The 13,327-nt window shown below is 31.4% G+C and carries 15 protein-coding genes; 6 read left to right on the top strand and 9 right to left on the bottom strand.

Annotated elements, in window-relative coordinates; genetic code table 11:
• The first annotated feature begins 12 nt into the window (after positions 1–12).
• Positions 13–3,480, top strand: a complete 3,468-nt coding sequence (locus D6200_RS12595) for an efflux RND transporter permease subunit (protein ID WP_073182119.1) — start codon at positions 13–15, stop codon at positions 3,478–3,480.
• A 70-nt stretch (positions 3,481–3,550) separates the two neighbouring features.
• The gene (locus tag D6200_RS12600; protein WP_073182117.1) at positions 3,551–4,021 is read left to right on the top strand and encodes a regulatory protein RecX; all 471 of its coding nucleotides are present in this window, start codon (positions 3,551–3,553) and stop codon (positions 4,019–4,021) included.
• On the opposite strand, the gene D6200_RS12605 is transcribed toward D6200_RS12600, so the two are convergent.
• Positions 4,008–4,532, bottom strand: coding sequence for a hypothetical protein (locus D6200_RS12605; protein WP_073182115.1), 525 nt, complete (start codon positions 4,530–4,532; stop codon positions 4,008–4,010). The genes D6200_RS12600 and D6200_RS12605 overlap by 14 nt on opposite strands.
• Positions 4,533–4,715: 183 nt before the next feature.
• On the opposite strand from D6200_RS12605, the gene D6200_RS12610 reads away from it, so the two are divergent.
• The 3 genes from D6200_RS12610 to D6200_RS12620 all read left to right on the top strand — a co-directional run bounded on the left by D6200_RS12610 (position 4,716) and on the right by D6200_RS12620 (position 6,955).
• Positions 4,716–5,681, top strand: a complete 966-nt coding sequence (locus tag D6200_RS12610; protein WP_073182113.1) for an NAD-dependent epimerase/dehydratase family protein — start codon at positions 4,716–4,718, stop codon at positions 5,679–5,681.
• A gap of 111 nt (positions 5,682–5,792) precedes the next feature.
• Positions 5,793–6,383, top strand: coding sequence for a thioredoxin family protein (locus D6200_RS12615; protein WP_047789965.1), 591 nt, complete (start codon positions 5,793–5,795; stop codon positions 6,381–6,383).
• A 92-nt stretch (positions 6,384–6,475) separates the two neighbouring features.
• A complete protein-coding gene (locus tag D6200_RS12620; RefSeq protein ID WP_073182110.1) occupies positions 6,476–6,955 on the top strand; it encodes an ABC transporter ATPase in 480 nt (159 codons plus the stop codon).
• On the opposite strand, the gene truB is transcribed toward D6200_RS12620, so the two are convergent.
• The 8 genes from truB to D6200_RS12660 are packed head-to-tail and all read right to left on the bottom strand — an operon-like array spanning position 6,950 to position 11,922.
• Positions 6,950–7,633 (bottom strand): tRNA pseudouridine(55) synthase TruB, encoded by a 684-nt coding sequence (truB, locus tag D6200_RS12625; protein ID WP_073182108.1) that lies wholly within the window; start codon positions 7,631–7,633, stop codon positions 6,950–6,952. The two genes, D6200_RS12620 and truB, sit on opposite strands and share 6 nt — an antisense overlap.
• Entirely contained in the window at positions 7,634–8,428 is a 795-nt protein-coding gene (locus tag D6200_RS12630; protein ID WP_073182106.1) for an undecaprenyl-diphosphate phosphatase, read from the bottom strand.
• Between the two features lie 2 nt (positions 8,429–8,430).
• Positions 8,431–8,673: a DUF3098 domain-containing protein gene (locus tag D6200_RS12635; protein WP_047789969.1), complete on the bottom strand. Its 243-nt coding sequence runs from the start codon at positions 8,671–8,673 to the stop codon at positions 8,431–8,433.
• A gap of 7 nt (positions 8,674–8,680) precedes the next feature.
• Positions 8,681–9,559: a cell division protein FtsX gene (locus D6200_RS12640; protein ID WP_073182105.1), complete on the bottom strand. Its 879-nt coding sequence runs from the start codon at positions 9,557–9,559 to the stop codon at positions 8,681–8,683.
• 58 nt (positions 9,560–9,617) lie between these two features.
• Positions 9,618–10,022, bottom strand: coding sequence for a methylmalonyl-CoA epimerase (gene mce / locus D6200_RS12645; RefSeq protein ID WP_073182103.1), 405 nt, complete (start codon positions 10,020–10,022; stop codon positions 9,618–9,620).
• Positions 10,023–10,052: 30 nt separating this feature from the next.
• On the bottom strand, positions 10,053–10,595 hold the full coding sequence (locus tag D6200_RS12650) for a hypothetical protein (protein WP_073182101.1): 543 nt from the start codon (positions 10,593–10,595) through the stop codon (positions 10,053–10,055).
• Positions 10,596–10,597: 2 nt separating this feature from the next.
• The gene (locus tag D6200_RS12655; RefSeq protein ID WP_047789973.1) at positions 10,598–11,269 is read right to left on the bottom strand and encodes a hypothetical protein; all 672 of its coding nucleotides are present in this window, start codon (positions 11,267–11,269) and stop codon (positions 10,598–10,600) included.
• A 59-nt stretch (positions 11,270–11,328) separates the two neighbouring features.
• Entirely contained in the window at positions 11,329–11,922 is a 594-nt protein-coding gene (locus D6200_RS12660; protein WP_047789974.1) for a DUF2589 domain-containing protein, read from the bottom strand.
• Positions 11,923–12,319: 397 nt separating this feature from the next.
• Between D6200_RS12660 and D6200_RS12665 the strand changes: the two genes are divergently transcribed.
• Entirely contained in the window at positions 12,320–12,898 is a 579-nt protein-coding gene (locus tag D6200_RS12665) for a hypothetical protein (RefSeq protein WP_047789975.1), read from the top strand.
• Positions 12,899–13,327 lie beyond the last annotated feature (429 nt).

Here is a 13,327-nt window from a genome sequence, read left to right on the forward strand (position 1 = left end):
ATTATTCGTCTAATGACTGATAAAAAACAAAAAAAGCAAGTAGATAAAGAGTTTGGTTTATCTTCTTGGGCAATAAATAATAAAACAACTATCTATGTAATGATGGTTATGATACTTATAACAGGTATTTCTGCCTTTTTAAGTATGCCAAGAGAAAATTTCCCAGAAATTAGAGAAACCAAAATTTATATAAGTTCTCTCTATCCAGGAAATACAGCAGAAGACATTGAGAAGTTGATAACTGATCCGTTAGAAGATAGACTTAAAACGGTAAGTAATGTAGTAGAAATTACATCTACATCGCAGGAAGATTACTCAATGGTAATTGTTGAGTTTGATGAAAACATATCAGTAGATCAAGCTAAACAAAAGGTAAAAGATGAAATAGATCAAGAAACTTCAGGTGAAGATTGGCCTACATTTAACGGAGCTAAAGTAGAGCCAAATGTTTTTGAGCTAAGTATCTCTGAAGAAATGCCAATTTTAAACATTAATATATCGGGAGATTATCCAGTAGATAAATTAAAAGAATTTGGTGAGTATTTAGAAGATGAAATTGAAGATTTACAAGAGATTAAAAAAGTAGATATCCGTGGTGCAGAAGAAAAAGAAGTTGAGGTAGCTGTTGATATTTACAAAATGATGGCAGCACAAGTAAGTTTCCAAGATGTTATCAATTCGATAAATGGAGGTAACTTAACAATGTCGGCCGGTAATTTAATTGCTAGTGGACAGCGACGTACTGTTAGAATTTTAGGAGAGATTGAAGATCCACAAGAATTACAAGACTTTGTCGTAAAATCAGAAAAAGGAAACTCAATTTACCTTAAAGACATAGCAAAAGTTTCTTTTAAAGATAAAGATAAAACTACCTATGCACGTGAGTTTGGAGAAGCAGTAGTGATGCTGGATGTTAAAAAACGTTCAGGAAAAAACATGGTGGAGGCTGCTGAGAAAATTCAAAGAATAGTAGAAGATACCAAAGCCAATGTATTTCCGAGTAATTTAAAAGTAACTATCGCTAATGATCAATCTTCAAAAACTATTGGTCAGGTAGATGATTTGGTAAATAATATCATCTTTGGGGTTATCCTAGTAGTTTTAGTATTAATGTTCTTCTTAGGGTTCAAAAATGCCCTATTTGTTGGATTTGCAATACCAATGTCAATGTTTATGTCATTAATGATATTGAGTTGGCTGGGATATACCATGAATACCATGATTCTTTTTGGATTAATTATGGGACTTGGAATGTTAGTAGATAACGGAATTGTTGTTGTTGAAAACGTATACCGTTTAATGGATGAAGGCATGCCTAGAATTGAGGCAGCTAAGAAAGGTATTGGTGAAATTGCTTTTCCAATTATTATCTCAACCTTAACTACAGTGGCAGCCTTTGTTCCATTAGGAATGTGGCCAGGAACTATGGGGCAGTTTATGATTTATTTCCCTGTAACATTATCTGTAGTATTAGGTTCGTCATTATTTGTGGCAATATTTTTTAACTCAGTGTTAGTATCACAATTTATGAGTGTTGAAGATAAAAATATGCCATTAAGACGTATTATAATCTTGTCGTCAGTAATGGCGGTGATAGGGTTATTGATAGTACTTTTAGGAGGAACGTACAGGGCGTTAGGAACGGTAATGATATTTACAGCTATTATGTTGTGGGTGTATCGATTAGCTCTACGTCCTTGGGCAAATCGTTTTCAAAATACGGTGTTACCGCGTTGGGAACGTTTTTATGAAAAAATGTTAAGAGGAGCTCTAAGAGGTTGGAGACCTTACATTATTTCGTTAGGTACGTTAGTTTTATTGTTTATTGCTTTTGGAGGTTTTGGAGCCTCAATAGGAAGTCAACGTACTAAAGTTGAGTTTTTCCCTGATAATACACCGAATCAGATTATTGTGTATATCGAGTACCCACAAGGAACAGATATTGAAAAGACAAATCTGATTATGAAAGATTTGGAAGAGCGTGTATATAAAGTATTAAACTCACCAGAATACATAGATAATGGTTATAATTTCTTAGTAGAAAGTGCAGTATCTCAAGTAGGAGCAGGGTCGGGAAATCCACAAACTGATGGAGGTTCAACCGCAGAAATGCCTCATAGAGGAAAAATTACGGCTTCTATGCGTGAATATAAATTCCGTAGAGGAGCAGATAGTAAAGAATTACAAAGAAAAGTAACCGAAGCACTAAGAGGAATTTACCCTGGATTAGAAATTTCTGTAGAAAAAGAAGCAGTAGGTCCACCAGCAGGATATCCAATTAATATCGAATTGGAAGGAGAAGATTACGCAGAATTAATCAACACTGCTGAAAAAATGCGAGACTTTATCAACTCAAAAAGTATTGCAGGTATTGATGAGTTAAAGATTGATGTAAACAAATCTAAACCATCAATGTTAGTAAACGTTGATCGTAAAAAGGCAGGAGAATTAGGGGTAAGTTCATCGCAAGTAGGAAACCAATTGCGTAATGCTATTTTTGGTTCTAAAGCGGGAATTTATAAAGAAGATGGTGATGATTTTGATATCTACGTTCGTTTTAATAAAGAAAACAGGTATAATAAAAGTGCAATTTTTAACCAAAAAATTACTTTTAGAGACATGTCTTCAGGGATGATTAAAGAAATTCCTGTATCTGCAGTAGCAGAACAAACAAATACTTCTGGGTTTAGCGCTATTAAACATAAAGATGTAAAAAGAGTAGTAACAGTATATTCAGCTTTAGCTCCAGGATATACAGATGCAGCTGCAATTGTATCAAAAATTCAAAATGAAATGAAGACGTTTACTGAACAACCAGATTCAGTAAAAGTAGATTATACTGGGCAAATTGAAGAACAAAACAAGCAAATGGCGTTCTTAATGAAAGCATTTTTTGGAGGGTTAGGATTAATTTTCTTGATTTTAATTTTCCAGTTTAACTCAGTTTCTAAGCCAGCAATCATCATGCTAGCAATCTTCTTAAGTTTAATAGGTGTATTTGGAGGATTAATTATAACAGCTAAGCCGTTTGTAATTATGATGACCATGATGGGAATTATTTCGCTGGCTGGTATTGTAGTAAACAATGGGGTGGTATTACTTGATTATACCCAGTTACTGATAGATAGAAAGAAAGTAGAGCATGGTTTATCTTCTGATGAATTTGTAGATGTAGATACTTTAGGTGAAGCTGTTATTAGAGGAGGTAAAGCACGTTTACGCCCAGTATTATTAACAGCAATAACAACTATTTTAGGATTAATTCCATTAGCAACAGGGTTGAATATTAACTTCTTTACCTTAGCTAGTGAGTTAAATCCGCACATATATGTTGGAGGAGATAATGTGATTTTCTGGGGGCCATTAGCGTGGACAGTTATTTATGGATTATTCATAGCAACCTTCTTAACATTAATTGTAGTACCGATATTATTCTACTTAATCACTAAGTTTAAAATGTGGTTACGTAGCGTTTTATAATTGATTTTTTGTTAACTGTAAAAAGGGTTAAAAGTAAGTTGCTTTTAACCCTTTTTTATATTTTCGTGCTATGAATAAACCCGTTTTTACAGTTGAAGAAATAAAAAGAAAGATTGAGCAGTATTGTGTGTATCAAGACCGATGTCATAAAGAAGTAGAACAGAAATTAAAAGAGTACAAGTTAATTCCAGAAGCAAGAGAACATATTTTATTACACTTGCTAGAGCATAATTTTTTAAATGAAGAACGCTTTGCAAAAAGCTTTGCAAGAGGGAAATTTAGAATAAAAAAATGGGGGAAAGATCGAATAGTTAGAGAATTGAAGTTTAGAGATATTTCTACTTATAATATTAAATCAGCTCTGAAAGAAATCGACGAAGAGGAATATATCAAAACCTTGTATAATTTGGTCGAAAAAAAGAATGTATCAGTCTCTGAAACAAATCACTTCAAAAGAAAAAAGAAAATTGTTGACTACCTTTTATACAGAGGGTTTGAAAGTTGTTTAATATACGAAGCCTTAAAAACTATTGATTCTTAAATAGACTATCAAGATTTATTTCACTATCAAACTTTTTCTTAGTGTAAACTGTATTAATCTTATCGTTAACACTGCTAAAAAGCATCATAATTTTTTCAACCTGACTGTTAACCTGATTGGCAGAAATTGATGGAATAAAGGTCATATCTGCTAAACGTAAAGTTTCATTTTCAAAAACATTAATACGAGCTTTAAAGGCAGGTGTTTTTAGAGTTTCTATATTTAAACTGTCCTTTAGTTGTTTTGTAAGTGTTTTTAACTCTAAAGCATTGTTTAAAGCTTCAGTAGGAGTTGTGTTTTTCAACTCTTGTAAAAAATCCTCAACAATAAAATATTCTTTCCAAGGCTTAATTTCGTCAACGTACTTTTCATTTATTTTAGAGTAATCAGTATGCTCAATCGAAATGTTCATTTCAGTTTTGGTAGGTAACTCTTCTTTTTGCTCATTCTTTTTTTTACAAGAAGTAACTGAAATTAATAATGAAGCAATAACAAATAAAAAACGACTCATTTTAATAAAATAATTAAGCGATAAAAGTACATATTTTACTTGGTATTCTTTACAGAATTAAATTAGAAGTTTGAAATCAGTAAATTAGCTATCCCTTTTGTAGATAGTTAAAAAAGAGCAAATGCTTTTTGCGAAATCTTAAATTTAATAACTTTGCAAACATCTATTTTTGAATAATTTAAAATGAGTGAAACGATATTAATTTTAGGAGCTTGCGGGCAAATAGGAACAGAATTAACCCAAAAATTACGTGCTATTTATGGGACAGATAATGTAATAGCCTCCGATATTAGAGAAGGGGATGCAGAAATGATGAGTTCAGGACCTTTTGAAATTATCGACGCTACCAATCAAGAGCAAATTTTAAATGTTGTTCAAAAATATAAAGTAACCCAAGTGTATTTAATGGCTGCAATGTTATCAGCAACTGCTGAAAAGTACCCATTAAAAGGTTGGGATTTAAACATGACTTCGTTATTAGCGGTGTTAGAGTTAGCAAGAGAAAAATATATTCAAAAAATATACTGGCCTAGTTCAATGGCTGCTTTTGGACCAACATCACCAAAAATGAATACGCCACAGCAAACCATTATGGAACCTTCTACGGTTTATGGAATAAGTAAAGTAGCAGGAGAGCATTGGTGTAATTATTACCATGATAAATATGGGGTAGATGTACGAAGCATTCGTTATCCAGGAATTATAAGCTGGAAAACGTTACCAGGTGGAGGAACGACTGATTATGCTGTTGATATTTACTTTGATGCATTGAAAAAAGGAACTTTTGAGTGCTTTTTGTCAGAAAATACACGTTTACCAATGATGTACATGGACGATGCTATCAATGCAACTATCCAGTTAATGCAAGCAGATGAAGAAAATATTAAAACAAGAACTTCATACAACTTAGCAGCAATTAGTTTTACACCAGCTGAAATAGCTGCAGAAATTAAAAAATACATTCCAGAGTTTACCATCACCTATAATCCAGACTTTAGACAAGCCATTGCTGATAGTTGGCCTCAAGTAATTGATGATTCAGCAGCAAGAAAAGATTGGGGATGGAGACATCAGTTTGACTTAGCTTCTATGACTAAAGATATTATTACCAATTTACAAGCTAAGACTGAAGAATCAGCAAAAGTGTAAGGTTGTATTTATGTTTTCGTCTATGTTATTCAAGTTTTATAATGAATTGTAACTTAGGTTACCTAAGATTTATTATAGATAAAATACTTTTGTAATAACAATACATTTACGATGAAAAAAATTATTCAAAATAGCTTAGAAAAGGCATTCTCTTATAGTGAATATAGAGATTTAGTAAGTGACTTAATAGCACAAGGAAAATCTACAGGACCTAATCAATCAGATGATTTATTAAACTATAGTAAGTTAAATGATAAACGTATGAAGCGTTTAGACAAAACGGTAAAATTAACTGAAGAAACACTAGCTAAAATTAAAGATGTAAAAGAGCCGCAAACTTGGTTAGTGTTAACAGAAGGATGGTGTGGTGATGCAGCGCAAAACCTACCGGTAATAAATAAAATAGCAGAAGAAAATCCAAACATTAATTTAAAACTAGTTTTACGAGACGAAAACTTAGAGTTGATGGATGAATTTTTAACGAATGGAGGAAGATCAATTCCTAAATTGATTGCTTTAAATAAAGAGAACGAAGTAATCAATACTTGGGGACCAAGACCTACCGAAGCAACAAAAATGGTTGTTGATTATAAAGAAAAACATGGTAGTTTAGATGCTGATTTTAAAACAGATTTACAAGTTTGGTACAATAAAAATAAAGGAGAAAATACACAAGAAGATCTTATATCAATGCTTCAGTAATAAAGTGTATAATCAAGCTAGAAATTCCCCTTTTTGTTTTTCATCAAAAAGGGGAATTGTTTTCTGTATCTTTGCGCTCATAATGAATAAATATGTTTGTAGAATTCAGTAGTTTATCAGAAGAGGCAAAAGTTTGGGTATACCCATCAAGTCGAAAATTTTACCCACAAGAAATTGACGGGCTAAAAGAAAAATTACACCATTTTGTAGAAGAGTGGAAGCCTGAAGATACTGATTTCAAAGCTTCTTTTGAGTTAAAATACAATCGTTTCATTATTTTTTCTGTTGAAGAAGGTTTAGTATTAACGAATGAAGATATTGATAAACAAGTGGCATTTATTTTACAACTACAAAAGGAACATGAAGTGGAGTTGTTAGATAAAATGAATGTGTGTTTTAAGCAAGGAGAATTTATTCAGTACAAAGACGTCAAAGAGTTTAAAAAGCTGCTTAAAAAGAAGTCTGTATCAGCTAAAACAATAGTTTTTGATAATTTAGTGCAAACTAAAATAGAATTAGAAAATTATTGGGAAGTACCTATTACAGAAAGCTGGTATAGTAGATTTTTATAGGCTATTGATAAACTCATCAACACTTTGTGCGTTATCAACAGAAAAATCTCCAATTTTGGTTCTTCGTAATACAGATAAATGTGCTCCAGAATTTAACGCTTCCCCATAATCGTTGGCAATAGAGCGAATATAAGTTCCTTTACTGCACACAATTCTAAATTCTACGTTAGGTAAATCAATTTTGGTGATTTCAAACTCGTTGATTTCCACTTCGCGAGCCTTAATTTCAGTAGTTTCACCCTTTCGAGCTAATTCATATAAACGCTTTCCATCTTTTTTAATAGCTGAAAAAATTGGTGGTTTTTGCTGAATTTTACCAATAAACTGCTCAGTAGTTTTGTGTAGTAACTCTTCTGTTATATGCTCTGTAGGGAATGTTTCGTTAATTTCAGTTTCTAAATCATAACTAGGAGTGGTAGCACCCACAACAAACGTACCTGTGTATTCTTTTACTTGCCCTTGATATTTGTTAATGTTTTTGGTTTGTTTTCCAGTACAAATAATTAACAAGCCAGTAGCTAAAGGATCAAGAGTTCCAGCATGTCCCACTTTAATTTTTTTGATATTAAAATGCTTACGAATATGCCAGCGAAGTTTATTCACTACCTGAAAGGAAGTCCATTCTAAAGGTTTATCAATTAGTAAAACCTGTCCGTTTTTGTAATCTTCTGCAGTCATCTAGAAAAATAAAGAATAGCCAATGGCAATTAAACCTACAATAGCACAGTATAATGAGAAATATGATAATTTACTCTTTTTAACTAAGGCTATCATCCAAGTACACGCTAATAATCCAGAGATAAAAGCAGCAACAAATCCAGCAGATAATGGAACGATCTCTGAGCTTTGAAAGTTAATATCTCCACTTAAAATATCTTTAGCAACTTTTCCTAAAATTAAAGGTACCACCATTAAAAAAGAAAAACGAGCAGCTTTAGTTCGGTCTACACCTAATAATACAGATGTTGAAATAGTAGCTCCTGAACGTGAAATTCCAGGTAACATGGCAATAGCTTGAGAGATTCCTATAATTACTGAGCTTTTAAAAGAAACACTTTTGTTTGTGTTTTTAGCTTTATCAGCCAATAAAAGTAATACAGCAGTTACTAAAAGCATAAAACCTACTAATAAAACTTTTCCTCCAAAAAAACTTTCCAATTCTTTTTCAAAGGCTAAACCAATTACCACAGCAGGAATCATAGACAGCACAATTTTTACAGAAAACTGCATTTCCTCATTCCATTGAAACTGAAATAAACCTCTAAAAATCTCAGCAATTTCTTTTCTAAACACTACGATAGTACTTAAGGCTGTTGCAGCATGTAAAACTACGGTGAAAGTTAAGCTCTCTTGAGGTACAGAAGTGTCTCCAAATAAAGCTTTTGCTAATTCTAAATGACCACTAGAGGATACAGGTAAAAATTCAGTAAGACCCTGGATAATTCCAAGGATAATTGCTTCTAATAAATCCATGCTTATTTTTTAGGATTGGCAAAAATAGCATAAATTTCTATACCTAATCCAATAATAACTAAGGTAGGAGCTAAACGAATTCTACGCCAACTATATATTTCTGGATTGAACACATTAGGATCATCACTACCGCCACCTGCCATTAAAATAAATCCTAAGGCAATTACAGCGATACCAATAAGCATAATGATATAATTTCGTTTACCGAATAGAAATTCTTGTTTTGGTGAATTGTCTTTTTTCATAAATATTTTAGTAATACAAATCGTTAGTTTGTAAATTTAAGAATCGTTGTGTAGCAAAGAAGGTACTAATCCATGTAATAAAAAATGCAACCAATATAACTCCACCAGCTACATAACCTAATGCAACGTAATCTGTTAGTAGCTCTAATGTAGGTATGTATTTATCTACATAATAAATTAGAATACCTAATCCACTTATTGCTATAAAAGCTCCTAGTAATCCTAGTTTTATACTTTGCCAAATAAAAGGTTTACGAATAAAGCTTTTTGTAGCACCTACCATTTGCATGGTTTTTATATTGAATCGTTTTGAATAAATCGATAATCGGATAGAACTGTTTATTAAAATAATAGCAACCAACCCGAAAAAACCACTTAATACTAAGAGCCAAAAACTAATACGTTGAATATTTTTGGTAAGTAATTGTACTAACGGTTTGTCGTAACTTACTTCGTCTACAAACTTGTTTTTATCAAAAGATTTTTCAAGCTCACTCATTTTTTCAGGAGTCACAAAATCTGCTTTTAGATAAATGTCTATTCCATTTTTTAAGGGATTATCTCCCAAAAATTGTAAAAAATCTTCACCTAAATCTTTTTTATACTCTTTGGCGGCATCTTCTTTAGAAATATAAACCACCTTATTAACAAATTCTTCTTTTTTAATAGATTCTTTAAGACTTTTAATATTTTTATCAGCAACTTCATCTTTTAAGAAAAGTGTCATAACTACTTTTTCCTTAAAATGATTTGCAACTTTTGTTGATTTTAAAAGAACTAAGCCTAAAACACCAATCATAAAAAGTACAAGTGCAATACTTACTACTACTGATATGTATGAAGATTGTAATCGGCGTTTTTGAAAAGAATCAAAAGAAGTTGTCATTAGTAAATACTGATTTTAAGGCGTTGCAAGATACAAATATTTAATTTTTAAATACTTCCTATTCTTCTATCTCTTGGCATAACTCTATAAGTACACCATTGGTAGTTTTAGGATGTAAAAAAGCTACTAGTTTATTATCGGCTCCTTTTTTAGGAACCTCATTCAAAACTGTAAAACCTTCACCTTGTAAACGCTTAATTTCTTCTTTTATGTTGTCAACTGCAAAAGCAATATGGTGAATTCCTTCTCCTTTTTTTTCTATAAACTTGGCTATAGGGCTATCAGGCTTTGTAGCTTCTAATAATTCAATTTTATTAGGACCAGATTTAAAAAATGAAGTTTTTACACCTTCGCTAGCAACTTCTTCAATTTTATAATGTGCTTCTCCAAAAAGAGAAGCAAATAATGAGTTAGATTTTTCTAAATCTTTAACGGCGATACCAATATGTTCAATTTTGTTCATAACGTAAAAGTAAAAAATATAGAGAACTATCTATAAACTTTCTATTGCTATTTTTTCAGCCATAATAATAAGTACATCTGATTGATTTATCATTGAAAGTATTTGTGAGCTAATTCCTTTAAGTTGTTCATGATTACAACAAAACCTCCAAACTTGTTCTAGGAATTGCGTAAAATCTTCATTTGTGTCGTATTTAAACTGCTTGGTTTGGTAAATTACTGCTAAAAGTTGCTCTATCAAGGTTGTTGAATTATCTAAAATGGTAGCATAGGGAGTGTATACTTCCCATAAGTCTTGTTGAGCTTCTGTTAATGTTGAAGCTCCTAATTGTAGAGTCTCTTTTTTCTTATTTCTACTATTTGGGATGAATGAACTTAACATGGCTCTTTTAACTGCAAATTTTGATGAATCTGGTAAATTAAGTGCTTTCAATACTTCTTCTGTAGCTAACAACCAATTGCGAATATTTTTAGCGCTTTGTGTATTTTTTTTCTCAATTTGATTCGCTAACTCATGTATTTCGTTCAATTGAGTTTTGAGTTGATTGGTTATTTTTGTAATTGATTTTCTCATAACTATTCTGGTAATAGTTTGGTTTCTCTTACACCATCTTCATTTTCTGAAGTATACCACTCCATGCCTTCTTCATTTAAAGTCATTTTAATCTGAACTATATTTTCAGGTTTGATTTCGTTTAGTTTATGAGCTTCTACAATAACTTTCGTGTTTTTTTGTGTTATTTGTCTACTTTTAATAGATGGTCTTAATTCTGAATTAAGCTTTTTAACTAATACGTCGTAACTCACCTTTTCACTATAAATAGAGATAAACTCTTTAGATAATTGTTGTGAAAACCTTGATAACACAGGGTCAACTTCACCAGTTGCTTTTATGTTTTTTTCAAGTTCATCTGTTCTTTGTGCTATTATTGAGCGAAGCATAGTAGATGTCTTTCTATCAAAAGAAGTAATTTTTGAAGCATCTTTTAAAATTGTATAGGCTTGTGAATTGAAAGCAACATTATCAATAGGTTCGTAATCGGCTTCATAAGTCTCTTCTAATTCTCCAATGGCTACAGGAATGGTGAGTTCAATATTTTGTGCTTTAAAACGAGGAATAGAAAAGTGTTTTAAGAGCTCATGACGTGAAAACTTCTCAGCAATCTCTAAAGATTTCAAATCAGACATTAAACGTGCTTCTGCAATGCTGGTGGCAATTCCACCTAAATATTCATTTAAATTTACCATAATAAAAATTTTAAAAAAGAGGTTGTACGGTTTGGTACGGTACAACCCCGTTATAAATGTTAAGCTACAGCAGCAATACTATCCTCTAACATATTTAAGATTCTACTTAACCCTTCTGGTAACTCGTCGTTTACAGCACGAACTTTTACACCTAGGTTATATGTCTTATCTACCTTAACACCTTGAGATGTGTTTCTTTTGTAAGATGCTGAAGCTTTAAAGTTTACAATTTTGTAATTGATTCCTAATTCTGCACTAGCTGCAAACTCAGATGATACGTTGCTCGTTTCAGTAGAGCTTAAACGAGCATTAAAATCAATGTTTACTTCATCAATACGGATTGATGGAATGGTAAGCATTGTTAGAAATGGTACTTTGATTTCAATTTCACTTTTTATAAACTTTGGATTGTTAGCATCAACAGCCTTGTCAGGATCATAATCAGGATTAGGTACTGATTTTTCATACTGAAAATCAACGTAACGTAAAGAGTCTGGATTGGCAGGGTCATTGCTTTTTTCAAAACCTACTTCTTTAATAAAGTTTACAGTAGCCATCGAAGCTGCTGTTTGTGCTTGTATCGCAGCTTGTAAAGGACCTCCAACATATACATTGAAATCCAAACTGTTTAATTCTGGAACTAAATTTGGCATATTTTTTATTTTGTGTACCTACTCTGTTTATAATTAGGCTTTTCGGTTGTCGCCCAGTATTTCGAAATAACTGATGGCAAAATTGAATGAAATTTAGAGTTTAGTTTTGAGGAGTATCACGGTAAAAACATTGTAATAAACCTAGGTTTTTAAGAAGGTTTTTCTCCTTGTAGGCTTTGAGGAGTAAAAAATAAGATATATTTTAAAAAGAAAGAAAAAAAACAAGAGTCTATGTCATGAAAAAGTAATAGTTAAAACATTTATAGGTATAAGGGGTTTTTCCTGTATTTATGTTGTTAACTGTCTGATTTGTTGTTTGTAGAAGTAAATGTTTTAATCTAGTTAAAAAAATGTAAGTATTTTTGAGATATAATAAAATTAGCGAAATTTAAGAATTATGAGAAAAATTTTACAAAGTATTTTAGGGCTTATATGCCCAAAACCACAAGAGCCATCCAAACCAAAAACATTACTCACGTATAAAGAAATCGTATTGATGCTTTCAGAGTATGATGAAACACGTTTAAAAATTTTAACTAATGAGTTAGGTTTTGAAGATACTAGAGTTAATACATTTGGGTTTCAAGAGTTAAAGAACTACTTAGACTATGTAGAAAAGATAGCTAATAAAAAAGGAATTCAATTAAAGGGTATTAGCTTTATTAAAGGTGTTTATAATAAAGAAAACACACATATTGATAAATATGAAGGTTACGAAAACTTACTATATACTCCAACAGCAATTGTTGATGGTGTTGAAGTTGCTATAGATGTTTTAAAGTCAAAAAAAGGAAAAATAGTTACTTTAAAAGAAGTCTTAGAACATAACGGTTATGAGTGGCGTTATGACTCAAGAAAGAAAAAAGAGACACAGAAACATGAAACTAAAACTATGATGATGCGTACTGAAATAACTCTTGAAGATTCAGAAAGTGGAGTAGGGAATAAGACAAAAATAGCACCACCACACGATTAATTTTTAGAATATTTATGATTTCTTATTTCTCATTGGTTATCCAAGTAATTACTCTGATTGTCTCTTTAGTTATGTTAAAGAAGTATAACACGATTTTTTTAATGCTTTTGACTATCTTATGTTTTAGTACAGTGGTTGTAGAGGTGATTGGAGATTATCATGTTAAAAATGGAACATCAAATTTTATATATTATTATATATTTACATTAGTCGAATGTAGCTTAATTACTTTGATGTACATAAATTTAGCAACAGATAACAAGACAATTAAGATTCATAAGTTATTTTTTCTGTTTTTTTTAATATCATGGCTTATTGTATGGATAAATCGTGACTTTTTCAGATATTGTTTGTTAGTAGAATCAATAGTAATTGGTGTTTATGTTTTACTTTTTTTAAGAAATTTACTGCTATCTGATAAAATTCTTA

This window comes from Tenacibaculum mesophilum (assembly GCF_003867075.1).
Taxonomy (GTDB): domain Bacteria; phylum Bacteroidota; class Bacteroidia; order Flavobacteriales; family Flavobacteriaceae; genus Polaribacter; species Polaribacter mesophilus.